Origin of the sequence: Thalassotalea sp. G20_0, assembly GCF_017744175.1 — a bacterium.
Taxonomy (GTDB): domain Bacteria; phylum Pseudomonadota; class Gammaproteobacteria; order Pseudomonadales; family Endozoicomonadaceae; genus Endozoicomonas.
Genome location: NZ_JAGHQV010000027.1, coordinates 22,770 through 47,771 on the forward strand (window position 1 = coordinate 22,770; position 25,002 = coordinate 47,771).

22 protein-coding genes and 2 tRNA genes are annotated in these 25,002 nt (G+C 47.9%); 12 read left to right on the plus strand and 12 right to left on the minus strand.

Going from position 1 to position 25,002, the window contains the following annotated elements:
* Positions 1 to 399: 399 nt before the first annotated feature.
* Both J7438_RS16000 and J7438_RS16005 read left to right on the plus strand, forming a co-directional pair.
* Positions 400 to 3,021, plus strand: coding sequence for a hypothetical protein (locus J7438_RS16000; RefSeq protein WP_209277340.1), 2,622 nt, complete (start codon positions 400 to 402; stop codon positions 3,019 to 3,021).
* Positions 3,022 to 3,658: 637 nt separating this feature from the next.
* Positions 3,659 to 5,890 (plus strand): WD40 repeat domain-containing protein, encoded by a 2,232-nt coding sequence (locus J7438_RS16005; RefSeq protein WP_209277341.1) that lies wholly within the window; start codon positions 3,659 to 3,661, stop codon positions 5,888 to 5,890.
* Positions 5,891 to 6,051: 161 nt separating this feature from the next.
* Here the strand turns inward: J7438_RS16005 and J7438_RS16010 are convergent, their stop codons facing one another.
* The 4 genes from J7438_RS16010 to J7438_RS16025 all read right to left on the minus strand — a co-directional run bounded on the left by J7438_RS16010 (position 6,052) and on the right by J7438_RS16025 (position 9,691).
* Positions 6,052 to 8,241, minus strand: a complete 2,190-nt coding sequence (locus J7438_RS16010) for an immunoglobulin-like domain-containing protein (RefSeq protein WP_209202107.1) — start codon at positions 8,239 to 8,241, stop codon at positions 6,052 to 6,054.
* Between the two features lie 154 nt (positions 8,242 to 8,395).
* Positions 8,396 to 8,680, minus strand: a complete 285-nt coding sequence (locus J7438_RS16015) for a glycosyl hydrolase family 18 protein (protein ID WP_209202106.1) — start codon at positions 8,678 to 8,680, stop codon at positions 8,396 to 8,398.
* A 7-nt stretch (positions 8,681 to 8,687) separates the two neighbouring features.
* The gene (locus tag J7438_RS16020; RefSeq protein WP_209202105.1) at positions 8,688 to 8,966 is read right to left on the minus strand and encodes a hypothetical protein; all 279 of its coding nucleotides are present in this window, start codon (positions 8,964 to 8,966) and stop codon (positions 8,688 to 8,690) included.
* A gap of 197 nt (positions 8,967 to 9,163) precedes the next feature.
* Positions 9,164 to 9,691 carry a lipocalin family protein gene (locus J7438_RS16025; RefSeq protein WP_209202104.1) on the minus strand — a complete coding sequence of 176 codons (528 nt, stop codon included), beginning with the start codon at positions 9,689 to 9,691 and terminating at the stop codon, positions 9,164 to 9,166.
* A gap of 218 nt (positions 9,692 to 9,909) precedes the next feature.
* On the opposite strand from J7438_RS16025, the gene J7438_RS16030 reads away from it, so the two are divergent.
* Positions 9,910 to 11,220: a DASH family cryptochrome gene (locus J7438_RS16030; RefSeq protein WP_209277343.1), complete on the plus strand. Its 1,311-nt coding sequence runs from the start codon at positions 9,910 to 9,912 to the stop codon at positions 11,218 to 11,220.
* Here J7438_RS16030 and J7438_RS16035 read toward each other — a convergent pair whose 3' ends face one another.
* The gene (locus tag J7438_RS16035; protein WP_209277344.1) at positions 11,221 to 12,045 is read right to left on the minus strand and encodes a 23S rRNA (adenine(2030)-N(6))-methyltransferase RlmJ; all 825 of its coding nucleotides are present in this window, start codon (positions 12,043 to 12,045) and stop codon (positions 11,221 to 11,223) included. It abuts the gene before it with no gap.
* Positions 12,046 to 12,258: 213 nt separating this feature from the next.
* On the opposite strand from J7438_RS16035, the gene J7438_RS16040 reads away from it, so the two are divergent.
* The 3 genes from J7438_RS16040 (at position 12,259) to J7438_RS16050 (ending at position 14,494) form a co-directional block, all read left to right on the plus strand.
* Positions 12,259 to 12,501 (plus strand): hypothetical protein, encoded by a 243-nt coding sequence (locus J7438_RS16040; RefSeq protein WP_209277345.1) that lies wholly within the window; start codon positions 12,259 to 12,261, stop codon positions 12,499 to 12,501.
* A 258-nt stretch (positions 12,502 to 12,759) separates the two neighbouring features.
* Positions 12,760 to 12,945, plus strand: coding sequence for a DUF2256 domain-containing protein (locus J7438_RS16045; protein WP_209202100.1), 186 nt, complete (start codon positions 12,760 to 12,762; stop codon positions 12,943 to 12,945).
* Positions 12,932 to 14,494, plus strand: a complete 1,563-nt coding sequence (locus J7438_RS16050; protein WP_209277346.1) for a cryptochrome/photolyase family protein — start codon at positions 12,932 to 12,934, stop codon at positions 14,492 to 14,494. The genes J7438_RS16045 and J7438_RS16050 overlap by 14 nt, the downstream gene beginning before the upstream one ends.
* A 112-nt stretch (positions 14,495 to 14,606) precedes the next feature.
* On the opposite strand, the gene J7438_RS16055 is transcribed toward J7438_RS16050, so the two are convergent.
* From J7438_RS16055 to J7438_RS16070, 4 genes are all read right to left on the minus strand, one after another.
* The gene (locus J7438_RS16055) at positions 14,607 to 14,879 is read right to left on the minus strand and encodes a hypothetical protein (protein ID WP_209277347.1); all 273 of its coding nucleotides are present in this window, start codon (positions 14,877 to 14,879) and stop codon (positions 14,607 to 14,609) included.
* 108 nt (positions 14,880 to 14,987) lie between these two features.
* Positions 14,988 to 15,326 carry a high-potential iron-sulfur protein gene (locus J7438_RS16060; RefSeq protein ID WP_209277348.1) on the minus strand — a complete coding sequence of 113 codons (339 nt, stop codon included), beginning with the start codon at positions 15,324 to 15,326 and terminating at the stop codon, positions 14,988 to 14,990.
* 151 nt (positions 15,327 to 15,477) lie between these two features.
* Complete coding sequence (locus J7438_RS16065; RefSeq protein ID WP_209277349.1) at positions 15,478 to 15,738, minus strand: EutN/CcmL family microcompartment protein; 261 nt, start codon at positions 15,736 to 15,738, stop codon at positions 15,478 to 15,480.
* A 395-nt stretch (positions 15,739 to 16,133) separates the two neighbouring features.
* Positions 16,134 to 17,285 (minus strand): serpin family protein, encoded by a 1,152-nt coding sequence (locus tag J7438_RS16070; protein WP_209277350.1) that lies wholly within the window; start codon positions 17,283 to 17,285, stop codon positions 16,134 to 16,136.
* Between the two features lie 254 nt (positions 17,286 to 17,539).
* On the opposite strand from J7438_RS16070, the gene J7438_RS16075 reads away from it, so the two are divergent.
* From J7438_RS16075 to J7438_RS16095, 5 genes are all read left to right on the plus strand, one after another.
* Complete coding sequence (locus J7438_RS16075; protein ID WP_209277351.1) at positions 17,540 to 18,508, plus strand: MBL fold metallo-hydrolase; 969 nt, start codon at positions 17,540 to 17,542, stop codon at positions 18,506 to 18,508.
* 161 nt (positions 18,509 to 18,669) lie between these two features.
* Positions 18,670 to 18,745, plus strand: a tRNA-Phe gene (locus tag J7438_RS16080).
* Between the two features lie 36 nt (positions 18,746 to 18,781).
* A tRNA-Phe gene (locus J7438_RS16085) sits at positions 18,782 to 18,857 on the plus strand.
* A 441-nt stretch (positions 18,858 to 19,298) separates the two neighbouring features.
* The gene (locus J7438_RS16090; protein WP_209277352.1) at positions 19,299 to 19,550 is read left to right on the plus strand and encodes a helix-turn-helix transcriptional regulator; all 252 of its coding nucleotides are present in this window, start codon (positions 19,299 to 19,301) and stop codon (positions 19,548 to 19,550) included.
* Positions 19,540 to 20,748 (plus strand): type II toxin-antitoxin system HipA family toxin, encoded by a 1,209-nt coding sequence (locus J7438_RS16095; protein WP_209277353.1) that lies wholly within the window; start codon positions 19,540 to 19,542, stop codon positions 20,746 to 20,748. Before J7438_RS16090 ends, J7438_RS16095 begins: the two co-directional genes overlap by 11 nt.
* 225 nt (positions 20,749 to 20,973) lie before the next feature.
* Here the strand turns inward: J7438_RS16095 and J7438_RS16100 are convergent, their stop codons facing one another.
* Both J7438_RS16100 and J7438_RS16105 read right to left on the minus strand, forming a co-directional pair.
* The gene (locus J7438_RS16100) at positions 20,974 to 21,246 is read right to left on the minus strand and encodes an oxidative damage protection protein (RefSeq protein WP_101746174.1); all 273 of its coding nucleotides are present in this window, start codon (positions 21,244 to 21,246) and stop codon (positions 20,974 to 20,976) included.
* A gap of 76 nt (positions 21,247 to 21,322) precedes the next feature.
* A complete protein-coding gene (locus J7438_RS16105; protein WP_209277354.1) occupies positions 21,323 to 22,816 on the minus strand; it encodes a protein adenylyltransferase SelO in 1,494 nt (497 codons plus the stop codon).
* Between the two features lie 153 nt (positions 22,817 to 22,969).
* Between J7438_RS16105 and J7438_RS16110 the strand changes: the two genes are divergently transcribed.
* The gene (locus J7438_RS16110; RefSeq protein WP_209277355.1) at positions 22,970 to 24,493 is read left to right on the plus strand and encodes a hypothetical protein; all 1,524 of its coding nucleotides are present in this window, start codon (positions 22,970 to 22,972) and stop codon (positions 24,491 to 24,493) included.
* 90 nt (positions 24,494 to 24,583) lie between these two features.
* Here the strand turns inward: J7438_RS16110 and J7438_RS16115 are convergent, their stop codons facing one another.
* On the minus strand, positions 24,584 to 24,886 hold the full coding sequence (locus J7438_RS16115) for an autotransporter domain-containing protein (RefSeq protein WP_209202089.1): 303 nt from the start codon (positions 24,884 to 24,886) through the stop codon (positions 24,584 to 24,586).
* Between the last annotated feature and the right edge of the window lie 116 nt (positions 24,887 to 25,002).

Consider the following 25,002-nt stretch of genomic DNA (forward strand, 5'->3'; position numbering starts at 1 on the left):
AGTGTGCGAAGGCTATCAGTGGCGGGACGGCATACTTATGACCTGACGCAAGTCAGTCTCACTCAATTCATTGGCGTTAATCAATAAAATTGAGCGGTATAAAAATCACGGCTGATATCAACAGAAGGCGTCTGTGTTACTTCTCCGGGCAATGAAAGTGCCACATTTTCAATGTGCAATGCCTGACAGTAGTCGTCATTTTTCCAATGGCCTTATGACCCTGAACTGAAAAAAATCCATCAGGGCAGGAACTTTTGTCGAATTAACTGATCTATAACTCAAATACTGGATGGTCAGACAAGTAATAGAGGACGGCTAAACCACCATAAACCACCATAGAGTACTACTAATCCATTGCCGTATACATTCAATCCTTGTGTCGATATGACCGGAGTTACCATGCAACCAATAGCGTCAGGCAGTGCAGCCACAAGCAGAATAGAAACCGATGAACGGCAGTTATCTGATGATCTGAAGCCACAGCATAAATCGGTGGCGGCATACAACAAACAAATCTCAGAAATCCCGGAACTGGAGCTGGTCGAATCACTGGGGCAGCTGAAACTGGATCCACCACCCGACGCAACGCTAACCACCGCCATTGATGAGCGCAGCATCGGGCTGAATATTTCCACGATGACGCAGCCATCAGACGCTGGTTTGGACGGTGCATTGCAACAGCATGACCAACGGAATACACCTTACAATAATAGTAGTACCGAACCTGAATCCGCAGATAAGGCCACGGTGCCAGCAGGTACTGTTCTGGCAAATAGTGTAAATACACTTGCCTCACTCAACAGGCCATCAACGGACGTCTCAGGCACCGAATCACCACCGGACGATTCAGACACCGAATCATCAACGAACGTCTCAGGCACCGAATCACCACCGGACGATTCAGACACCGAATCATCAACGAACGTCTCAGGCACCGAATCACCACCGGAAGATCCAGACGCCGAATCACCACCGGACGATTCAGACACTGAATCATCAACGGACGATTCAGACACCGAATCCGCCTCCCAAAAAGCATCGACAGCAGGGGGTTCCGGCGCTACTGCAAATAGCGATACGCCAGTTCCTGTTAATAAGTCACAGGGTGCGGCCCTCATTAACAGTCAAGCGGGCGAAATGGAAGCAAAGAAGGCTGACATTTTCCAGTGCCAGACCAATTATCTGGAACTCGAACAAGTGATCAGCATCGGTCGTTATGTCTCTACAGCCAAGTTTAGCCCTTCGAGTAAGCATCTGGTTATCGATGGTAAAGACAGTGAGGACGATCGTATTCTGTGCATCTGGCGACAAACTGTGGATGGCAACTGGTCGCAGAACGGGAGGTTCAGGGAGCATAACTTTCATTACGAATTCAACCGGTCGGAAAATACATTACTGACGACCAGCTCCGATGGCAAAGTCACGGTGAGTAAGCTGAACAGCAATGGCTTTTGGGAGGAGGCGGTGGTACTTGAGCACAGCCCCAGCGTTAGAGGCAGAGACATTGTGAATGTGATCGCAGGCTTTAGCCCTCGGCAGGACAAGATTATGACTTACGATTATTGGGCCGACAAAATCAAGGTACTGCCGGCGGATAGCAACGGTCAGTGGACTCCGCTAACCCAGACTCAAGAGATCAGTCACCGTCGGCAATTGGGGCCACAGCAGCGGTCTTTCAAAGTCACGGACCATAATTTACTGACTTACCGGGGGGCAACAGCGACCATCTGGGTATTTAATGACGACAGCAACTGCATGGAGGTGCAAAAGGTCATTAAGTGCAGTCAGTGGATTTGGAGTGCCCAAATGAGTGATGATGAGCAGTATGCTGTGATCTTCGGTGTGGACCAGGCCATCTTTCTGGGTTGTGATGGCGATGGCGAATGGTCGCAAATCGGGGAGGTTTGTCATCCTGAAAGTTATTCAAAGGCCATTAACAAACCTATCAAAGGCTATATTCACAAAGCATCCTTCAATGCCTCCAGACAATATGCACTGAGTATTGATTCAAATCATATAGCGATTATCTCTGGTTATGACGAAAACGGTTCCTGGGAAGTAAAAACTGAAATTCAGGATTGTTCAGATGTCCGATTCAGTGCCTCCGGGCGCAAATTACTGGCCCAACTCTACAAACCTCTGTCTTGCAACAAGACTGATGACCCGCTGGATCAAGGTCAGACCCCTGATGAGCACAGCGACAACTGTTGCGAGAGCTTCATAAGACGGACCTATAAAAGCTTTAAACTCTGGGACTGCAGCAGTAATGGTGGTCGGCTGGATAAAGTTCAAACCTGTGAGCACAGCGGCAGTAAAACAGTCATCTTCAGCCCGTCAGAGAATTTTCTTCTGAGCTACGGTGTTGAATCGAATTTTGCCTGTATTTGGGGGTATGACGGGGAAGGTAATCTGGTTGAGAAAGCAAAGGCATTGCACCGGGGGGGGATCCACTATGCGGCCTTCAACGCTCAGGGGGACAGTGTGCTGACCAGGGGTAATGACCAGGTGGTAAAAATTCAGGGCCTGGACAGCCAGGGCAAATGGCAGGAGCAGTTGGTGGTTAAACATCAAAGAGATATTCTCGATGGCTTTTTTTCCGATTCAGGGCACCTTGCCTATACCGTTAGCCTGGACGGAACCGCGTGTATCCTGGGACGCGACAACAATGGCCAGTGGATGAAACAGGCGATGACAAACCTGGTTGATGGCTACTCCATTGAAGGTGCCCGGTTTAATGGATTGGATGACCATTTTCTGATCTATGGCAAAAAAATAAACAAAAAAGACAAACACCAGCCAGGGCTTGTGCAACTATGGGGCCTGGATGGTGATGGCGAATGGGCAAAAAAAGATCAGATAAAACTGGATTACCCCGTGAAAAAGGCCAAATTCAGCCCTGATAGCGATCATTTACTGATCACGTGTAACGATGATCGACGGGGATATTTTCATTCAAAAAATGGTACGGTGTTACTCTGGAAAATTCCTGGCAACCTGGTGGTGGAAGCATCTGACACTTGAGGTGTTACTGAAGTTGACGTTTCGTTGCGAGCACGCAACGAAACGTCAACAGGCCCTGAGAATGAGGGCTGAATATTTTCCTTTTTTGCAAAGAGATAACGGCAAATAAATTTTTATCTTGTTGTTATTCAAATCGTCCATGCTGATCTCTGTTTTGACATCCTCCCACAGCTAAAGCAGTGGGATTCCTTCTGCAAGACGGCGATGCCCCGCCGCAGTGAATCCCTTACCTATTTAACGGGATTCACCTTATTCGACAATCTGTTCTACCTTTCGGATTGTCTGGAGGACACGAACAGAAAGCGGAAGGTTTTTACTTTTCCTGCCGGAATGCGTTATCGCTGAAAAAGTCCGACGTGTGAAAAATAGTACAAAGGGCTTGCTTTGCAAGCCGAGCGATCCTTCCCAGCACTAGAAGTACTGGGCTTGACGCTCTTTCCGGTCATTTTTTCAGTGGCTTAATAACTCTGAACCAAAAAAATACCTCAGTGAGAGGAACTTTTGCCAAATTGACTGATCTATTGATCAGTTACTGAATGGTCCGACCAGCAATGGTGGACGAATTACTCAATCACAGGATGCTACCGGTTCATGGCGGTGTAAATTCTATCCCTGTGCCAATATGACCGGAGTTATCATGGGACCCATAGCGGAAAAATGTCTGAAAACCTGCCAAGCCTTGAAAAGTCCGCAAGCACAAACAAAGGTGATTTCATTTGGTCGTGTACTGAGCAGGGCAGCCACAAGCAAAATCGAAACCGGTGAAAGGCAGTTATTTAATAACCTGAAACCCCTTTTTGAATCAGTGGCTGCCTATAACAAATATGCTTCAAAAGTCTCTGAACCGGAGCAGCTCAAATCCCTGGAACGGTTGAAACGGAATGCACCACCCGAGTTGTCGATCATCACTGCTATCGGTCAGCGTAAGCTGGAAATTATCGGGCTTAAGATTTCCATGATGCCATCGTCAGACGCTGGAGTGGGAGACGCATCACAACAGCATGTACAGCTCAATAGCACCGCAGCTGTTAATGATGCGCAGTTACAGGATATTGCGCTGAATAACAGGCAAGCGGACAATATTGATTCAGCGAAGGTTGATATTTTCGAATGTCAGGAAAATTATCTGGAACCTCAACTGGTGGCTTGCTTCGATCACCATATTATCAATGTCAGCTTTAGCCAAATGGGTAAGAACCTGCTTATCCATGGTTGTAATGGCGCGGGCGATTTTATTCTGAAGATCTGGCGACAAGACGCGGATGGCAACTGGTTGCAGCAAGGGGAAATAGGAAACTCTGATTCGGTCTATCGTTGCGAACTCAACAGATCTGAAAATACGCTCCTGAGTTGCAGCTACGATGGCAATGTCAAGGTATGTACGCTGAACAGCGATGGCCGTTGGGAGGAGGCGGTGGTGCTTGCGCTTACCCCCTATGATGAAGACTATCCACGGATGGAGGCAGGCTTCAGCCCCGGGCAGAACAAAATTATGTCCTACGACCCACAGAACGGCAAAATCAACGTATTGCGCCAGGATAGCAACGGCCGGTGGATCCCGCTAACCCAGCCTAAAGAGATCCTTCACTATAAGGAAACCGGGCCACAGCAACCACCTCTTAAGGCCACAAACGATTATTTCCTGACTTACCAGGGCTCAAAAGTGACCATCTGGGCCTGTAATGATGAAAGCAACTGCCTGGAGGAGAAAAAGGTCTTTGAGTGCGTTGGGAACATTGCCAGTGCCCAGCTGAGTGATGATGAGCAACACGCTGTGATCTTCACCTGGGGTAACCAGACCATCTTTCTGGGTTGTGATGTCGATGGGAACTGGTCACAGATCGGGGAAATCTGTCATCCTGCGACGATCATAACCGACGACAACCAACATATTACCAACCTGGTTTGCAGAGCCTTGTTCAATGCCACCGGGCACTATGCGCTGACCAAAGATATAGAAAACACAGTTATAGTTTCTGGCTACAATGCTTATGGTGTCTGGGAAGGAAAAGCAGAAATTCGTTGTTGTTCAGATGCTAGGTTCAGCCCATCCGGGGGTAAAATACTGGCCCGTTTTGAAAGCGGTGGCTCTTTTAAACTCCTGGACTGCAAAAGTCCTGATGATCGCCTGGATCAAGGTCAGACCTTTGTCCATCACGCCAGTTATGAAGCCCTCTTCAGCCCCTCAGAGAATCTCCTTCTGAGCTATGGCTATAAATCGAATTTCGCCTGCATTTGGGGGGATGACGAGGAAGGTAATCTGGTTGAGAATGCAAGGTTATATCACCTGGCGGGGATTGACTATGCTGCCTTCAACGCTCAGGAGGACAGTGTGCTGACCCGCGGTAGTGATTGGACCGTGAAAATTCATGGCCTCAACAGTCAGGGCAAATGGCAGGAAGAGTTGGAGTTTAAACATCTGCTGGATATTCGTGAAGCCCGGTTTTCTTCTTCAGGGCGCTTTGCCTATACCTTTAGCCGGGACACCACCGCTTCCATTCTGGGACGCGATGACAATGGCAAGTGGACGACACTGGCCGTAACAAAACCTGGTGCCTATGCCATCCATGGAGCCCATTTTAATGAACTGGAAAACCATTTTGTGACCTATGGCAACAAAAAAAACCGGAAAGACACAGACCAGTCAGGCCTTGTGCAACTCTGGGGCATCGGTGATGATGGCACATGGGTAGTAAAAGATAAGATAAAAACGGCTTATCCCGTTCAAAAGGCCAAATTTAGCCCCGATAGTGAACATCTGGTAATTCACTGCAACGATGATCTAGAAGGGCCTCTCCTTTCAAAAGCTGGTATTGCGTTTCTCTGGAAAATTCCTGCCAGCCCTGTGCATGAAATGGCTAACACTTGAGGTGTTGCAAAATGGTTAGGGATAGGGCCTGAATAATTTCCTTTGTTTTGCCCCGGAGCGACAGGAGAAATGCTTTTTGCTTTTCTCCGTGCCTCTCCTGGTGGTTTAAAGCATAACCTGAGTTAATTACACCTCTGGATTTACTTACTGCTGATTAACCGTTACAGCCTGATCCAGGCATCCTGCCAGTACTGGCTGCTGGCTGGCGCATAGGCTGGATTTGAACACCAGGCGGTGTAAGGCCATGGCTTACACTCGTACAGGGCATGATCACTGCCAACAACAATATCGCCCGCTGCATAGCTGGCGTTGGCATCATACAGTGGATACTCACCCGGAGGTGGTGTTACGCCGCCGTCTACTTTAACCGTAAAGCCTGCCTCGTAGCTTGCCGTTTCACCATCTGCAGTGGTTCCGTTTACGTTCAGGGTATAACGGCCCGCTTCCGCATTACTGATGATCATGGTCAGATTACTGTTTTCGGTTACGGAAAGGCTGGTATTACTGACCACACTTCCGTTTGAGTCCGTGATAACTGCATTCAGGTTCATAGCTTCATTCACGGTAATCTGCAGCGACAGGCTTACCTGACCATCGACCGCTGTATATTCAGTAGTGACACCGGAAACCGTGATTTCAGCGTCAGCATCAGGCTGACTGCCACCACAAGAACTGTCAGAGACTTTTTGCCATACGCCCCACTCTCCGGTGGTACCGGGCTCTTCACCCTGGGTCCACCAGCCTGACTGCCACAGAGCCCCGTTATGAGAGACCTCATCCCCTTTCAAATAGATGGTGCCAGCATCCCAGGGATTGGCGCAGCTGGTGCCGTCCGATACGGTGACTTTCCGCTCAGCGGAAACTGTCTGGCCCGCACTGTCGGTTACGGAATAGTTCAAGGTATAAACGTCAACGACAGATGTATTGACAGAACCAGATATCCGGATTGTGGTTGTCAGATCACCGTCTTCTGCATCCATAGCCGTAACCCCTGCCATTTCATCAAACGGAGTATTTAGCGGGATGATCGTATTATCAACACCGGAGAAAACCGGCTTCAGGCTGAACACTTCCACAGAACGGACGGCAGACGTTGTATGACCATCACTGTCCGTTACACTATAAGTGAGGGCATAGGTGCCAATCTCACGGGTATCTACGTAACCATCGATGTGAATTTTGCCAGTCAGGTCGCCATCTTCATTATCAATGGCATTGACGCCGACCATGGCATCAAAGTCAGAGCCATGGAGAACACGGACATTCTGAACGCCTTTCAAGACCGGCTTGCCGTCAACCGGTGGAGGCGTTGGAGAGTTGCTGTGGATAAACGGGCCATAGTCTTTAACAAACTGCTCGTTGTAGGCGTTACCGGAGGCATCGGTGCCCATATCCCAGTTTATTGACCAGGTCATCACACCGCGCAGGCCTTGACCCTGTGACTCAAGGCGTTTGAAAGCGTTGTATAGGTCCTGAGGGTCTTTGACAAAACCGGTAGCTGCCGCATCATTACTGGATGGGATACCGAAAACCAACCTGGAATGTGGAATCTGATGAAAACCACGGGTGCCGTTTACCAGTGAGTCCGCCATGTAATAAATAAACTCTTCTTTCAAGGCATCGTTGTTCTGGGCAATCCAGCCAATCCCATCAATCCATATACCATCGCCACCCTGATTATAAAACTGCGGGTTGATCCAGTCGTAGTAACCTTCCAGGTTATCGATGTAGGGAACGTACTTACCACTGTCAACAAGGTAAGGAAACTCCGGAGCCATGGTAATCAGGAAGTTTTTACCCTGCGCCTTGTAATGATCTTTTACAATTCGAAGCGCTGCTGGAATTACCGTCTGGTTATCTGCTGCGGTAACGGCGGCCTGTTCCAGATCGATATCCAGACCATCAAAGCCGTAGTAGTCGGTCAGTCGGATAATCTCATCCGCAAAAGGCTGCTCATCACCGGCCCGCAGTTCAATGTGCGCATCAGCACCACCGAGGGCGATCAACACAGAACGGCCCTGATTATTCAGTTCAGCAATCTGATCAATAAACTGCTGCTCAGTAAGACCAATGGCCGGGTCCAGATGGAACGTCGGAATACGACCTGCAGCTGTGTCGTACACTTTCATAAACGAGACGTTGACCACATTGTACATTGGGTCAACCTGGTCCAGTTTCACACAGGGAGCGTTCCCGCCCTGATAGCCGGAGCCATTGCACCAGTTGTGCCAGTAGCCCACCACAACGCCACTGTCCGGATTAACCATGGCCGAACCGTTAGCCTGTGCAGTCACAACTATTCCCGCCAGTACCGCAGAAGTAGCCAGTTGTAATAATTTACGCTTAAACAAATTTCTGTTCCTTACACATTTTATTTGCCAGCAGTTTTTATAGGCTTTTGATTCATAAGACAAGAGCAACATAAGGATCCGATCACAAATTATTGAAAAAGGTCAGGGTAGACTTCGATGAAAAAGCAATGGCACCAGCATAAGCCAGTGCCAACTACTTACAGATTAAATTGTTATCAAGCACATATTGCCCCTTGGCCTGAATCGATGAAGGATCATCGTAGGTGATCAGCTCATCGGTTGACTCCTTCCACAGGTAAGGTGCCTCGGCCTGCTGATCATAGCCATAGACAAAGCCTTGGGCTTCACCATGATTCTCATAAATATCACGATAATCCAGCACGCCCTTTTCCCAGGTGCCGTTGATACCACCGGTAGCAGTACCACTGAACGGATTACCAGCCTCCTTCAGGTTACTGACGCCTCTTAGGGTAGACATTAAGCGCCTACTCCTCTCTTCGGCAAGTTAAAGATGGAACCACGAAGGACACGAAGAGCACGAAGGAAAAGAATGGCTCTTCTTTGTGCTCTTCGTGTCCTTCGTGGTTCCATCCGAAACCCCAATGAAAATGGAGGGATAAGCTTAATGTCCAACCTAAGACTGACGCCTGCCCAGCCACGGCCGTAAAGCGCAACACCCAGAACAATTTTGTCGTGATCAATACCTGACCGTACTCCTGAATACCGTTGTGGCTGAAGTAGCGGTTTTCACCCATATCGTTCATGGATGACTCAAATCTCATACTTCAGCTGCAAGATGGAACCGGTTTCTGTAACCTGTTCCATAATTTAAATGAATTTGTGACTTGAGTTATAAGCTAAACGACAATGATATAAACACGATCAGCAATACTGAATCGTGCAGATAATGGACAAGGTGAGAGCGTTGATGGCAGGGATATACACAATTCCCCAACAGGTGCTAATTGAGAGGATTACTCTGATCCACAAAGATCAATTGCTCAGTAGCAAACCCAAGTGCTTTGGCTTTGTTGATAAAGTCCGATTTAACCTGATCACTGACGGTAGGCGTTCTGGCCAGCAGCCAGAGATAATCTTTGCCATTTCCTGAGATAAAGGCGTATTCATAGCCTTTCTGATCAAGCTCGAAAATAATGTAGGAGCCGTAGAAGGGGCCAAAAAAAGAGACTTTCAGATATCCCTCGTCAGGTTCTCTGACAAATTTTGCCTTGCCTTCGGCCTGCTTACGTTCACCTGCCTCAGCAGAGTAACCTGAGTTGATGACCCGAATACTGCCATCAGGGTTGCTTGAGTATTCTGCGGTGATATGGGAAAGGCCTCGCTCAAATCGATGATCCAGCCTGGCTATCTCATACCATTTTCCAACATAGCGGTTAACCTCAAATGGCTTTACCGGTGTAACGCCTTCGGGTATTCCTGTACAGCCCGTCAGCAGTGCTATCAGTGACAGAATTTTAATGGCTTTCAATGCGTTTTACCCTTATTTCAATACATCCAGCATATTATAAAGTTCTTCACTTTACCTGAGAGGACATAATACCAAAACAGATTTGATGTCTTTAATAGTACGACAATAAATCTTATAAATTACATGGAGTTATCGGAAGTTGAGCACGGTTTTCCGTGGTTTGGGAAAATTAACGTACAAATAGGTATTAGTGCTAAAAGGTTTGGAGGGTATCGCTCTTGCAGGGAATAACGCTGTTTCTGTTTACCAACGATTTGAGGCTGAGTGATAACCGGGCCTTGCTGCAGGCTGCTGCCAGTTGTAAACACCTGGTGTGTGTCTATTGTGTTGACCCTGCCTGGTTTAAGCCAGGCCGTTACCAGTCAAGGGTGATGGGCGAGCATCGCTGGCGTTTCCTGCGGGAGGGTATTCAACAGCTTGAATCACAGCTTGAACAGCGACGGCAAAAACTGCTGGTGCGTTTGCAAAGTCCGTATCAAGCGATCGAGCAAATGCTGAAAGCCCATAAAATTGATGCGGTCTATCGCAGCCGTAATATGGGTTATCAGGAGAGTGCCTATTGGCAGAGTCTCAAGCAGAACTTCCCGGCAGTCACCTTCAATGAAGTTGAAACATTTACGCTCTTCCACCAGAACGATCTGCCATTTGCCCCGGACGAGCTGCCGGAAACATTTACTCAGTTCCGAAAGCTTGTCGAACATCTACCCATTACCGAAGCCGCTACCGCACCGGATATCATGCCAGGGCCCATGCCCGGTCTGAATTACCATTCTGACAGGTTACCGGCAAAGGCCAAAGCCAACAGCCCGTTTACCGGTGGTGAAACGGCAGGGGCAGAGCATCTGAAGCACTATTTCTCAGCGCTGCTGCCAACCACCTATAAAGAGACGCGAAACGCCTTGCAGGGTTGGGAGACCTCAACCAAATTTTCACCCTGGCTGGCCCACGGCTGTCTCTCCGCCCGGCAGATTTTCCAGGCACTCAGGCATTATGAGTCATTGATTATGGCCAATGAATCCACCTACTGGATTCAATTTGAATTGCTGTGGCGTGAATATTTTCAATGGTATGCCCTGAAGCATGGTGTTCGGCTGTTTTCATCCAGAGGCATCCGGGATAAGTGTCGTTTATCCTGCTTTTACCCGGAACGGTTTCAGAAATGGTGCGCTGGCAATACACCCTGGCCCATTGTGAACGCCTGTATGAAAGAGCTGCAGGCCACCGGTTACCTGTCCAACCGTGGGCGGCAGATAGTGGCCAGCTGCTTTATTCATGAACTGGGGATGGACTGGCGCTACGGGGCCGCCTGGTTTGAGCAGCAGCTGGTGGATTATGACGTTGGCAGCAACTGGGGCAACTGGCAGTATCTGGCGGGTGTGGGTGCTGACCCGAGAGGGAGTCGCCATTTTAATCTGGATAAACAGGCTCAGCAGTTCGATCCTGATGGCCGCTATATCAACCGTTGGGGAGGGCATAAAACCTACCCTCTCGACAGTGTCGATGCGGCTGACTGGCCTATCATGCCTTAATCATTCAGCGGCCAATAGCTGATGCCGCCAGCGGGCCTTATGATCTTTCGCCAGGTGGGCAGATACCTGTGGCATGATTCGGATGAAGTCATCCGCCAGGGTCCAGGGGGGATTCACAACCACCATGCCTGAAGCGGTCATACCGGGCTCGCCAGGGTCGGCAACGCCCATTTCAAACAGGTGGGTATTGCGCATCCTGCTTTTGGCAAAGCCCTTTTCCATCTGTCGAATCTGCTGCTTGTCCACCAAGGGATACCACAGCAACAGCATGGCTTGAGGCATTTTCATGTAAGCGGCTTCCATCACCTTAACCACTGTCTGATAGTCCGACTTGATCTCATAAGAGGGGTCAATCAATACCAATGCACGACGACTGGCTGTGGGCAGAAGGGCTGGCAGGCCCTTAAAACCGTCTTCCTGACGAACATGACAAAGACGACGATGTTCACAATTCTGACGTAATTCAGCAATGGTTTTTGGATGCATTTCATACAGCCAGGCTTTGTCACCGGGCCGCAACAATCGCTTTACCAGCAATGGTGAGCCAGGGTAACGTTTGGCACGGATATCGTCGGCAATCTGGCCGTGGTAGTCATTGAGACCTCGCAGCTTTTGCCAGTCCAGCTTCAGGACACCCTCATCGCTTTCTGCTGTCTTGCGGGCCATGGCTGAATCCAGTCGGTAGAGACCGGCACCGGCATGGGTGTCGATATAATCAAAAGGCGTGTCTTTTTTCTGCATGTGACGCACGCAGGCCAGCAACAGCCAGTGTTTGAGTACATCGGCATGATTACCCGCGTGGTAGTGGTGTTGATAGCTCAGCATGGGATCTGAAAGCCCTGAGTCAGGTGGAAGTCGTGCCTTTTGAAAGGGGGGAATCTAACAGGTTTCTGGGATAACCGGCATACGGCGATATATCCATTGGGATAGCAGTTTTCGCTATGTAAGTGGTTGAAATAGAAGCGGTTAAATGAAGAGGTTAGTTTTAGTTAGCGAATCTGACCAGCTTGTTAATGAAAAATTCAAACGAGGGAGATCATGGCTATGCATTATGAGCTACCCATTGATCATCAGAGAGTGTCAGCAGGGCAGGTGTTGCAATCCATCAAAACACTGAGACGACTATTTCAGAACTCACGCCTGCATTTCTTCTTACTGGCACATTGCTATATCACGGGGCAGTCTGTGGATGGTAGAGAAATCCATAAGGATCAGGTTCAGGAGTACCTTCAGCGTTTTCCAGCAGGTAGCAGGCTGCGCCTTGCTGGAGTTCTGGTTTGAACAGTGTGGCTCCGAAGACAATATAATAGATGAGTTGCTGTTTAAATGGGAAAATCCTGTTATTCCGGAAAGGGGCAGTGATCATTGGTACTACGGATAGAGTGCCCCTGCCAGTGAACATGATGTTTCTGTGGCATAACGTACAGAATGCCGTGACTTTTTCTGAATACCCGGTTTTGAGTTGCCTTGAATACTCTACATGCACAGTAGCGATGAGGTTGTTCTGAGCCGAACCCGTCAATTTAACGTAAAGTAGGCATGAAGCACTTTCAAAGCGTAAGAATTGCTGACAACAAGGTTGATCGAACCGCACAAAAGCAATGCCCCGTCTGCCATCGTCCTTTTTCCTGGCGAAAAAAGTGGGAACGCTGCTGGGAGGAGGTCCGCTACTGTTCAAGGCGCTGCCGATCTCAACGAAACCGGGTGATGGATGAAAAACAATAAACACTATTCTACCCTCAGGCTGATTCTTGGAGACCAGCTCAACGCCCACCATAGCTGGTTCACCAGGCAGGACGATGACTGTCTTTATGTGATTGCCGAACTGCTTCAGGAAACCGGTTATGTTAAGCACCATGTACAAAAAATCTGTGGTTTTTTTCTCGCCATGGAACAATTTGCCATGGCATTGCAGGAAGCGGGGCATCAGGTTCTGCGTTTGACGCTGGATGAAACCAAAGACTTTGCCGACCTGCCATCATTGATTCTTCACTTGTGCCAGCAATATGCAGTGACCCGTTTTGAATACCAGCGGCCCGATGAATATCGTTTGCTGACACAGTTAAGAGATTTTGAACCCGATAAAACCCTTTTTAAAAAAGAGTGGGATACCGAACATTTTCTGGTTCCGTTTGAGGCGCTTGGCAAACGGTTCAAGCCCGGTAAGCCCGGCAGGATGGAAACGTTCTACCGAAAGATGCGCCAGCAGCATGACGTCCTGATGTGTGATGGCCAGCCGGAGGGCGGACAATGGAATTACGATGCGGATAATCGCTGTAAGCTCAAAGCTGCTGATCTTGACGCGATTCCAGAACCGTTAGTGTTTGCCAGTTCAACCGCGTCAGTACTGGAGCGGCTGAAACGCCATAAGGTACAGAGCTTTGGTGATATTGGCACTCATCTGCTCTGGCCGATTACACGTCAGCAGTCATTAACATTACTCAATTATTTCTGCACCCATTGCCTGCCATATTTTGGTCAGTTCCAGGATGCCATGACCGCGAACAGTGACCATCAGTGGAGTCTTTACCATTCCCGGCTCTCCTTTGCCCTGAATACCAAAATGCTCCACCCGAAACAGGTGATCGATAAGGCGATCAGCACCTGGCGTGACAACCCTGAAGCGATTTCACTGGCGCAAATAGAAGGCTTTGTCCGTCAGATCCTGGGGTGGCGTGAATATATTCGGGGTGTTTACTGGAGCAATATGCCGGACTACGAGTCCATGAACTACCTGAAAGCGACAAGCGATCTGCCTGATTGGTTCTGGACCGGTCAGACACAGATGAACTGTATGCGCCATGCCATTACTCAGTCATTGCAGTATGCCTATGCGCATCATATTCAGCGGTTGATGATTACCGGCAACTTCTGCCTGCTGGCGGGTATTGATCCTGATCAGGTCGACCGGTGGTATCTGGGCATTTATATCGATGCGATTCAGTGGGTAGAGCTGCCCAATACCCGGGGCATGTCACAGTATGCCGACGGAGGCATGGTGGCATCGAAACCCTATGCAGGCAGTGGCAATTATGTGCAGAAAATGAGTGACTATTGCCCGGACTGTGTTTATCAGGTGAAGGAAAAAGAGACAGAAAGTGCCTGTCCTTTAAACAGCCTTTACTGGCATTTTATGGAGAAACACCGAGAGATGTTGCAGAACAATCCACGGACCGCCCTTGTTTATAAAGGGTGGGACAAAAAGGGTTCAGCGAGCAGGAATGCCATCCTGAAGCGGGCTCAGTGGTGTATTAATCATTTGAACGCGCTGTAAACATTTGATAACCCGATAAAGTCATCGCTAAGGGAGACTCATCGGCAGGGCATTGTTGAGCAATGGAGTGAAGGACCCAAAAGTGTAGGAACGAGATCATGGTTACTAAAGATCATGGCTTGAGATGGTTCACAATAATAGCGAGTGTCTCTTCAACTTTGTCAAAACGGTTATCAATCTTATCGAGTCGATTTTCAATCCTGTTGAAGCGTTCACGGTTCTCCTGTTGGTGGGCATCCACCTTTTTGTTGAGTGTTTCAATCGCTATTTCATGCCGCACACTGTGCAGGAACAGTTTTTTAATATCATTCTGTGAGTTTTTAACGCTGATCTCTATTTGATGAATGGCATTCCAGAGCGCATCACTGTCTTTATCATGGTTCATAAGGACCACTTCTGATTATTTTTGATGCGTTGAGAATAGCAGATGATTGCCTCGTTCCCGGGGTTTTTTGAGGGAACGAGGGTATTCGTGATGTTCTTTACTAATCCATCAGGCAGGTTTTGGCACCCAGGCCTTGCACCATCCTTCCGGCTCTACGGAGTTTGCCGGAAAAAGCCTGCAACCCTGGTTATCCGGGGTATAGAGAGCGCAATTCTCACACTTTCGTCCTTCCTGGTAGCCATCTATGGATTTAGCGTCTGCCTGTGTCTTCTTATAGGAGAGACCTATTGCGGTAGGGTTGGACTCATCCAGTGGGGGGAGCGTATCAGCCTGGGCCTGGCGGCTGGGAATATTTAGAAGGGGAATAAGCGCGGATGCTGCGGCCAGTTGTAAAAACCGACGCCGGGTGGGGCCACGCTTTTCAGAATCGAATGATTTTTCAGACATGGGAGTACCTCATCGTACTTTTATGTTTTTTTAACCTGATAGTATCAAGGTTTAAAACTTTTCTATTTCTACGAGTAGGTATATCTCACGGATCATGGGGGAAATCAATCAGAAACGAAGTCGTGCAGGTTTTGTCGGGTAATCAGGAGGCTCACTGGCTCACCTCCATATTGCCAACAGTCGCTGCGTCAACCGGGCCTTCGCAAGGGTGTATGGCTTTTCGGGCAGCACCACCTCTGGCGACCAGGACGAGGTCACCTATGCCGGCATCAACGGTATCAACGGCCACCAGTGACCGGCCGGTTTCCTGCTCGCAGGGATTGATCAGCTCAACAATCATTAATTTGAAGCCACTGAGACCATCCTGTTTGCGGGTGGCCCAGATGTTGCCAGTTACCTTGCCAATCAGCACTTGCCATACTCCCGGAAATGGTTGGGGCTCGAAATTTCAATGGGGAACATTAATACAGTGGTTGGAAAGTCCAATTGACGAAAGTCAGTTTTCCGGGGATCAGAAAATTAACCTGGATCAATATTTGGGCAGTTTTTGAGGGTGCGTGTGGGGGGCATACCTTATCTGTGATGAATGGTCGTTCTTAGGGTGGACATTAAGTTAAACCTGGATTTTCAATGGGTGTCGGATGGAACCACGAAGGACACGAAGAGCACAAAGGAAAAGAAAATCTCTTCATTGTGTCCTTCGTGGTTCCATCTTTAACTTCCCAAAGGGGGGAGTAAGCGCTTTGCTGATTATCTTACTTCTTACCTCCAGTTGGGAACACGGCAGCAAGAAGTAAAAAAGGTTAATTAGCTCTTTCCGGGATGATTAATCTGGGCCATGCCAATAACCCTTGGGTCGTTGGAATTTTTATGGTTAATTATTGCCAGGTAGAATGGATGGTCAAATTTAAAGCGAAGAAGTTTTTCAGGAGGTATATGTAAATCGTATGAGAACATAGATGACGCAGCAGCTACCGTCGCTCCATTTTCATCAACGTCCAATGCTGCTATATGTTTACCCTTGGCTTCAGCCTCTTCACATATTTTTGTAAATTGATAATTGAACTTGAACTTGGGCAGCGTTAGCACCGCGTGTTTACTTCCGGATTTGCCCAGGATAGTGGTGAGTCCACTTGACAAAACCTGGTTGAGATCTTCACTACCGGGATTCGTTTCCCCTTCTGGCGGTAAAACAAACACCGCTTTCATGCCCGATTCCATAACAGGAACAGCGACAAAGTCATAATCTTTATTTTTTATGTGCTTAATGGGTTGTACACTTCCACTTTCCATCCACTGTATTTCTGAGTGGGCTGCATTTTCCCATGTCATTTCTGAACTCTCTTTTTCGTTCATCACTCTAAAAGGAAACCGCCATGAAACCTGTTGCAATAACCAGGTGACCAGTTGAAACGCCATGTCTGGATTATCCAGGTCTTTTGCTTTCAGAAAATCAGTAATCAGGCCCTGGGTGTCTTTTGTTATTTGCTCATTGAGCTCTGCCGTGGCCTGTTCAGGTCCCTTGTGAAATAAAGCTTCACTGGTTGTATGAGGAATCTGGGATTGTCTCAGAATTCCATCAATCTTTGGTCTTTTTGAAATGACATGTATGCCTTCTTTGGTGCTTTTGATCAATGGTCGAGCTTGATGAGGCTCACCAGTATCCCCTGAAGAGTAAGCCATATTCTTTAAATTAATAGTCATCGCCTCTGATGTTGTGACCAGAGCAGGTGAGGTGACAATGTTAATTGATCGTTCGAGTAATGTTAATTCTCTAACAAATTCCTGTACGTCATCGCCAAGACCCTTCAAATAGGGTTGGACATTTTGTGCTAATGATGTACCAGAATCTGAGGAATCAGCCGACTGTGTTGAGGATTGAGGGAAGAGTAAATCACTGTTGTCACTGATCGTATTTGGTGAAACTCTGGAATAGTCACTAGAGGGTAAATTATTCATGTATATTCAAACCTCCAATCGTAATATTTAATATCTGATCCTGCGCATTATTCGCATTCAAAATGGCAAGTTCCGACCGGTTAAATGATAGGAGGTATTTTTATTATGTAAATTATTGTTTGAAAATTAAATGTCATTGTTATTACTGCTAGATAGATTGTTGTTGTTGATTTTATTTAGCTATAGTGATCTCCAAATGATTTAATCAATGCTCTTTCAGGAAAATTCATTTTTGAAATCGAAGGCTTAACAGGATGATTCACAAAGCGTTTGCATCATCAAGAGATCTGGAGCCCAAAAAAGAGACGCTTGAAGTGCTGGCAGAGGGTGTTTATGCCTTTACCGCTGAGGGGGATCCTAATGTCGGGGCCATTGAGGCAGAAGACTTCCTTATTGCTTTTGAGGCTCGGGCAACACCAAGGGCAGCGTCCGACTGGTTACGGGAACTCAGAAGGCATACAACGAAGCCTGTTAAGTATCTGGTTTTGTCTCACTACCATGCAGTGCGCGTACTCGGTGCAGCCGCCTTCTCAGCCGAATCGATTATTGCCCATGAGAACACCCGGTTCCTGATTGAAGAGCGTGGTATGGAGGACTGGGACAGTGAGTTTCGTCGAATGCCCAGATTGTTCCGGGAGCCCGAAGGAATCCAGTGGCTGACCCATCCTGATATTGTGTTTAATGATCGATTGGAAATCCCGCTGGGTGGGCTTCGGGGAAGCCTGGTGCTTGAATATTGTGGACGGGGTCATACCGCCGGGGATATCTGTGCCTGGCTGCCCCGGCATAACATTCTGTTTGCCGGAGATCTTGTTGAGGCCCGGGCTGCACTTTATACCGGTGATGCTTTCCATTTTGACTGGTCCACCACCACGTTGGACAAGGTAAAGGCTTACGGTGCTGAGACGTTGGTTGGTGGCCGGGGTGCAGTTGTGCATGGTCGTGATCATGTTGATGCCGCTATCGAACAAAGCCGCACTTTCCTCAAGACTCTGATTGATCAGGTAGGGGCCGTTTATAAAAACAGGGGAACGTTAACCGAAGCCTTTGCCGCATCCCATAAAAGCCTGGCCCCCCGGTATGGTAACTGGCCCATTTTTGAGCACTGTTTGCCATTTGATGTTCAGCGCCTCTGGGATGAGTTGGATGGTATTGACTGGCCGAGAATCTGGACTGCCGAGCGGGACCAGGAAGTTTGGGATCAACTGCATGGCGGATATTGAAGCTGGTATAAATAGAGAAATGTACACGGTTAATAAACGACGGGTTGATGATCCCCGGTTTGCATACTCACCGACTGGCCATAAAAATTTATATATGACTTGACTCTCCAGGGTGAAATCCGTTTAATACGCCTCGCACATCGTTTCGTTGTTTGAACAGCGCCTGGGTAGCTCAGTTGGTAGAGCAGCGGATTGAAAATCCGCGTGTCGGTGGTTCGATTCCGCCCCTAGGCACCATGCTTAAATGATAAAAAATATATGTGCCAAAATTTAGCCTGGGTAGCTCAGTTGGTAGAGCAGCGGATTGAAAATCCGCGTGTCGGTGGTTCGATTCCGCCCCTAGGCACCATACATATGAGAAGGCCCCGGAACATTTTTGCTCCGGGGCCTTTTTCGTTAAATGGTCGTATAACAGGCACGATGGACTGGTTTTTGGTTTATGTGCTGGTTATGGGCTTCTCTTCTTGCTTGATGCCATCCCCAGCTTCTCTTTTCTTCGTTTTGGAGTGTTTGCCCGTCTCAGGGACTTCGTTTTTCTGATCTCTCTGCAACGTTGCAACTCCAGTCACATAGCTACGGCTATGCTCGCTGCATTGGGCCTTGCATAGTAACTATCCACTTAGTCAGAAATGTACGATTCCATTTGGCCAACTACCTAAAGCAATGATTCGGTGAGGGTGAATGGCCATCAGATCAAGGCGAGACAGAGTCACTAAACTGTAAAACTTTGAATTTTGCTATATAGTAAAATAATGGTTACTAAATGATAAATTTGACTATATAGACAAGTATGGATCTGGAAAACATTGGTTTGCAACTCAAGGAGGAGCGCAAGAGGCAGGGGCTCACCCAAGCTCAGGCTGGCTCATTGGCAGGTCTTGATGACTCGATAATCTCTCGAATCGAGCATGGTCGTTATCAGGGTTCTCTCAAGGGATATCGGCGTTATTTAAGCAGTTTGGGATTTCAGCTAGCGGTCGAAAAAGTCACACCGGCAAGACCTCAGTTAGATGATCTGCGGGGTATGTTCGATGACGACTGATCTACCCAATGCGGTTAAGCGCCTGACAGTGTCCGTCGATGGGCAGAATGCTGGACTGTTAAGCCAGGGAGCGAGTTATAGCTTTCTCTATGAGCAGGATGTGTTGGCTGTCTCGTTGTCTATGGCACCACAGACGGATGTCTACAACAGTGGCGCAATGTTCCCAGTCTTTTCCCAGAATTTGCCTGAAGGCTACATACGTCGCTACATCTCGGAAAAGCTCAGACGATATGCCAAGGTCAATGACATGTACCTGCTCAGCCTTCAAGGGCAAGATGGCATCGGTCTTCTGAGTTACGATGCCGGCTTTGATCTTCCTGTACTGGAGAGGGTTTCTGTTGATGATGTCGTACATTGGCAGGAACCGGAAGCTCTGTTTCCCCAGTTACTGGAACGGTTTTATTTGCGGGGCATGCTGTCAGGCGTACAGCCTAAAGTTCTTATTTCTCAGATGACCGATCAACGTTCAACCGTGCCTCAAAAAGATATCATCGTGAAAACGGGCGATGCTGAGTTCCATGACCTGGCTGTTAACGAATATGTCTGCATGGAAAGCGCCCGTTATTGTGGACTGGAACCGGCCAAATGTTATCTGTCTGATAATAGGGAAGTGTTTGTCATTGAACGCTTTGATCGCACGACAGATGAACAGTATGGAATGGAAGATTTCGCAACGCTCATGGGACGTTCCGGGGAAGAGAAGTACAACTCCTCTTATGAAATGGTCATGAAGGTCGTGAAAACCTATATAGGGCGTCAGGAGGAGGTCGAAAAGGTATTTCGCTATATCGTCCATTCCTGTCTGGTTGGCAACGGGGACGCTCATCTCAAAAATTTTGCTATCCAATATGATAGAACTATGCAAAATCTCTGGGTTTCGCCGCCCTATGATATAACCCACACCCTGATCTATCCGACCATTGATAACCAGATGGCCCTGAAGCTGCGCAAGTCGAAAGAATTTCCTGCCCGAAGGGAACTGGTACGCCTTGGTGATGAGTATCAGATCGCCAGACCAGGCCAGATAGTGGATGAGCTTTCCGATTTACTCGTTGATTTTTTACATGACTTCGAAGAGGTACGTCTTATGGATGGCCTGCAGGAATCCATACGAGGCGCTGTGAGCAGAGTACATAGCCGGGAGGATTCAGTGAAAGGGTTTCGTCACAGCAAAAATCGACGATCTCTGAAGCATTAAAAATCAAGGTATGTACAGTCAAGCCTGACGACAGGTTTTGCTGTGCCGGGCGCAATAGTTGCACTGTGCAGTTCAACAAATAAGCAACGATTGATAAGCATCCATCGTCTTCTACATACGCGTTATGTCTATCGTTATCTGAACAATAGACATGATCAAATACTTTCCCATTAGCTTTTAAGGCATGCCAGACCCTGAGGCTTGCTGAGAATAGCCAGCCGGAGGTTAGTTATCTTCCGGCACATAGCCTTCAGCGGCATCAATATCTTCGCCAGAGAAATATTTATCCATTTGTTCCATAAGATACTGCCGGGCTTCAGGTGCCAACAGGTTAAGGTGCTTTTCATTGATCAGGCGGGTCTGGTGAGCCTGCCATTCAGTCCAGGCTTCCTGGGAAACATGCTCAAAGATCCACTGACCCTTTGGACCGGGTAGTGGCGGAACCATGAGGCCTTCCGCTTCTTTTTTCAGTTTGACGCATTGAATCATTCTGGCCATTGTTACCTCACTGCTTCAGTTATTGTGGATTGAGGGTATCTTAACGGGAAAACTAGCTGATAAACATTCATTCCCTTCAGGAAGAGCAGCTGACTTCCAGTTTTTTGCCCCATTCGGGCGGTTGTCCTGCATAGTGCTCAAAATCAGGGTGCTCATCGTAGGGGGAAACCAGTACGTTCATCAGGTTTTCAATTTCCCGGTAGTCTCCTTTCTCTGCCTTTTCGATCGCCTGTTGTGCCAGATAGTTTCTGAGAATGTATTTCGGGTTCACCTGTTTCATTCGTTTCTGGCGGTTCTGGTCATCCTGAGGGTTTCTCTTGAGCCTTTTCTTATAGTTATCCAGCCAGGGGGCAAGTGATGGGTGGTTAACTAACGCTTCCAGCTGGTTAACGGGTTGTTCTGAAGGAAAGCTGCTGAGAGTTCGGAAGAATAATGTGTAATCACAGTGACTGTCATGCAATAGCTGAAGGAGATCGCGAACCAGTTCTGCGTCTTCCTCCTCTTCTGCCAACAGCCCCAGTTTATCGAGCATCAGGCGAGTATAGGTTTGGGTGTAGATTTGTGGGTATTGATCCAGCGCTTTCTGGATTAACTCAACATCATCAAACAGGGGAACCAGTGCCTGGCCCAGCCTGCCACAGTTCCAGTAGCCAATGTCGGGTTGTTGGCTGAAGGCATAGCGACCTGAGTGGTCAGAGTGGTTGCAGATGTAGTGCCAGTTAAAATCGTCCATAAAACCATAGGGGCCATAATCAAACGTATCCCCGATAATGCTCATATTGTCGGTATTCATAACGCCGTGGGCAAAACCTGCGGCCTGCCACCGGGCAATTAAGGTGGCGGTACGATGAACGACTTCTGCATAAAACAGCTGATAGCCCTTGCCACTGCCTGCCACGGCTTCCATCCCCTCAAGATCATGAAAGTGGTGTTCAATGGTGTAATCAGCCAGCTCTTTTAAGGCTTCATATCGCTTCTTTTCGCTCAGGGCTGAGTAAAAAAAATATTCAAAGTGGCCAAAGCGGATATGGCTCCTGGCCAGTCTGAGTAATGTTGAACCAGCTTCCCTGGTTTCCCGGTAAACCGGCGTATCACTGGTCACCACACACAAAGCGCGGGTGGTCGGAATGCCCAGATGGTGGAGCGCTTCTGAGGCGAGATATTCCCGGATGCAGGAGCGCAGAACGGCTCTGCCATCACCAAATCGGGAGTAAGGGGTTGGCCCGGCACCTTTGAGATGCAGGTCCCACTTTTCTCCCCGGGTATTGACCAGCTCTCCCAATAACAACCCTCTGCCATCACCCAGCTGGGGATTATAGGCACCAAACTGATGGCCGGAATACACCATGGCCAGCGGTTCTGAACCAGGCCATGCACGGTTTCCGGAACCGATCAGTGTCAGTTTCCCCCGGGTTTCCCGGGTGTCTTCAAGGTTAAGCAGCTGGCCGGTCGATGGGCTGTAGGCCACGAGTTTCGGGTTCTCCAGGGGGGTTGGGTCCAGCCTTGTATAAAAGTAGTCAGGCAAGCGTGAGTAGGTGTTGTTGAAGTGTCCGCCATCAAGGTTATTCATCCCTGTGGTGCTCCCGAATGATTCACAGAGAATCAGTTTACTCTGTATCTGTGCGCTACACATTCATTCTTATAAATGGCCAGTTTTTGAACTTATAGCCAGATTTTCTGTCTTAAATATAAGTTATTCAGAATAATAAAGGGATAGAGCTATATGAATTCAGTTGAATTGGGCGCTTTGAACGCCATGTCTTACTGTTGGAACAAGCATGATGACAGTTTCATCCTTGCACGTGCCGTGAAAGCTATCGCGGGGGTGGTGAAAGCAACATTTACCAAATATACCGTCTCATTAATTGAAGCAGAGGCGGTGATGATGCGTCATCCCAACGCCTGGTTTGCAAAGCCTGTCTTACGGGCATTGACTGAATACAGGGTATCCCAGGCAGCGTATACTTCACGACAACCAGCAACAGCAAGCAGTTCTCCTGCCTCTTCAGCAACAGCAGGCAGTCCTCCCCTATTGCCCCAAACACCCCGGGTATCGGAGTATTCACCATACTCATTTTCCTTAAACGAAATGGTTAAAACACGGGTTCAATTTATAAACGAAGAATGCCGGACTTCAGAAGAATCTGTGATTGTCGCCTATCAAAAGATGAGAGCTGCTGCTGGGGAGTTGTGGGTCGAAAACGCCAAGGTTACATGTGATGAGGTGAGGATAGATGAAGTAGACGAAATCGTATTTGGCAATAAAAACCATCATGTTATGTCGAAATACAAGATAAGTATTCATCAACCAATCGGTGGAGCTTGCACGATTGAAGAAGTACTCAAGTTGCGTGATAAAAGTAATGGTCAGATGAAATTGGTGCGTATCGGTTCGTTCAGTGAAACTGTAGGCGTATCAACAACAGGAGGAGCCGGTTTTCCCGGTTATTCAAATCAAAGCTCTATCAAGGCTGGCCGCTATTTACAAGAACTCAAATTTAAAGACGAAAAAGGTGTAGATCGTTACCCCTACCGGGATACCCAGTTTGGTATAGGCAGCCCTATCACTGACGATCAAAAGATACGCCGTTTTTGGAGTTGTGGTTTTGATGCACTGAGGTTGGGGATTTACCAAGCTACCGGCTATAAATTTTCTTTCATGGTCCTGGTCGCTTTTTTAGAAGAAATGATTAGCTCCTCAACTAATGCAGAGCAATTGAGGCAGTGGTTTTCTCAGCACGACTATCCTTTTGGCGATGTAGCAATGGAATTGTTGGCTTCTGACATCCCAAAATCACCAGACTACCCGTTTTTTCTGAAGGAAAAGGAGTCTAAAGGTGCGAAAGAACTCCCAGAAGTAAGAAAAAATGTTGAAGGTTTCGACATATGCGAACGTAGTAAAATTTTGGAAACAGACTGGGACTGCTCATCAACAGCCATACTTGGCCAGCCTGCTCACGCTTATGGTGTCTATCGAAACAGAAAATCAGATGGCACTTTCGAATATATGGTCTACGACCCTCACAATTTCGAAAGAAGACCAGACTTTTACATTTCAGATTGTGGTCAGGGTCGTATGAGTTTTGCAACCGCCGAGGATGCTATTAAGCACGTAACAACAGATAAAGGGGGTTGCAATGGCCACCTTGATGCTTTCTATAGATTGCCTGATTCCGCAATGTGCTACCTGCGGGACAAAATGTTGGAAACAAAAAAACGGCTGGAGGAAAATGGAACAGGCTTCTAAAAGTTATAGCGAACCCTGGCAATACACCCATCGACTTTGAAATTATCTGTCCAATGGTGTAGGTAACGAAAGGTAATGGTGGTATTGCTCTTAATTTCCCCCAATCATCTTCAGGCCAGCGCCCAGCTCCATGATGTCACATTTACCATTATTGACTTGATCATAAGATAAGTGTGGCTGGGCAGGATCTCTGGCTGACTCGGTATAATCGTCGGTTTTAATGGTGTAATAGTTGAAGGCTACCTGAGGCTGCCAGCTCCACTCATATCCCAAGGTTAGCTGCTGGCCAGCTGATGGGCAGTAGGCCACGAGTCTCGGGTTCTCCAGGGTGGTCCAGCATTGTATAAAAGTATTCAGGCAAGCGTGAGTAGGTGTTGTTGAAGTGTCCGCCATCAAGGTTATTCATCCCTGTGGTGCTCCCGAATGATTCACAGAGAATCAGTTTACTCTGTATCTGTGCGCTACACATTCTTATAAATGGCCAGTTTTTGAACTTATAGCCAGATTTT

Bases quoted from the DNA above. Each gene is read 5' to 3' on its own strand.
- J7438_RS16000 (WP_209277340.1), top strand. From the start codon at position 400: ATGCAACCAATAGCGTCAGGCAGTGCAGCCACAAGCAGAATAGAAACC.
- J7438_RS16005 (WP_209277341.1), top strand. From the start codon at position 3,659: ATGGGACCCATAGCGGAAAAATGTCTGAAAACCTGCCAAGCCTTGAAA.
- J7438_RS16015 (WP_209202106.1), bottom strand. From the start codon at position 8,680: ATGTCTACCCTAAGAGGCGTCAGTAACCTGAAGGAGGCTGGTAATCCG.
- J7438_RS16020 (WP_209202105.1), bottom strand. From the start codon at position 8,966: ATGAACGATATGGGTGAAAACCGCTACTTCAGCCACAACGGTATTCAG.
- J7438_RS16035 (WP_209277344.1), bottom strand. From the start codon at position 12,045: ATGCTGAGCTATCAACACCACTACCACGCGGGTAATCATGCCGATGTA.
- J7438_RS16040 (WP_209277345.1), top strand. From the start codon at position 12,259: ATGGCTATGCATTATGAGCTACCCATTGATCATCAGAGAGTGTCAGCA.
- J7438_RS16045 (WP_209202100.1), top strand. From the start codon at position 12,760: ATGAAGCACTTTCAAAGCGTAAGAATTGCTGACAACAAGGTTGATCGA.
- J7438_RS16050 (WP_209277346.1), top strand. From the start codon at position 12,932: ATGAAAAACAATAAACACTATTCTACCCTCAGGCTGATTCTTGGAGAC.
- J7438_RS16055 (WP_209277347.1), bottom strand. From the start codon at position 14,879: ATGAACCATGATAAAGACAGTGATGCGCTCTGGAATGCCATTCATCAA.
- J7438_RS16060 (WP_209277348.1), bottom strand. From the start codon at position 15,326: ATGTCTGAAAAATCATTCGATTCTGAAAAGCGTGGCCCCACCCGGCGT.
- J7438_RS16070 (WP_209277350.1), bottom strand. From the start codon at position 17,285: ATGAATAATTTACCCTCTAGTGACTATTCCAGAGTTTCACCAAATACG.
- J7438_RS16075 (WP_209277351.1), top strand. From the start codon at position 17,540: ATGATTCACAAAGCGTTTGCATCATCAAGAGATCTGGAGCCCAAAAAA.
- J7438_RS16090 (WP_209277352.1), top strand. From the start codon at position 19,299: ATGGATCTGGAAAACATTGGTTTGCAACTCAAGGAGGAGCGCAAGAGG.
- J7438_RS16095 (WP_209277353.1), top strand. From the start codon at position 19,540: ATGACGACTGATCTACCCAATGCGGTTAAGCGCCTGACAGTGTCCGTC.
- J7438_RS16100 (WP_101746174.1), bottom strand. From the start codon at position 21,246: ATGGCCAGAATGATTCAATGCGTCAAACTGAAAAAAGAAGCGGAAGGC.
- J7438_RS16105 (WP_209277354.1), bottom strand. From the start codon at position 22,816: ATGAATAACCTTGATGGCGGACACTTCAACAACACCTACTCACGCTTG.
- J7438_RS16110 (WP_209277355.1), top strand. From the start codon at position 22,970: ATGAATTCAGTTGAATTGGGCGCTTTGAACGCCATGTCTTACTGTTGG.
- J7438_RS16115 (WP_209202089.1), bottom strand. From the start codon at position 24,886: ATGGCGGACACTTCAACAACACCTACTCACGCTTGCCTGAATACTTTT.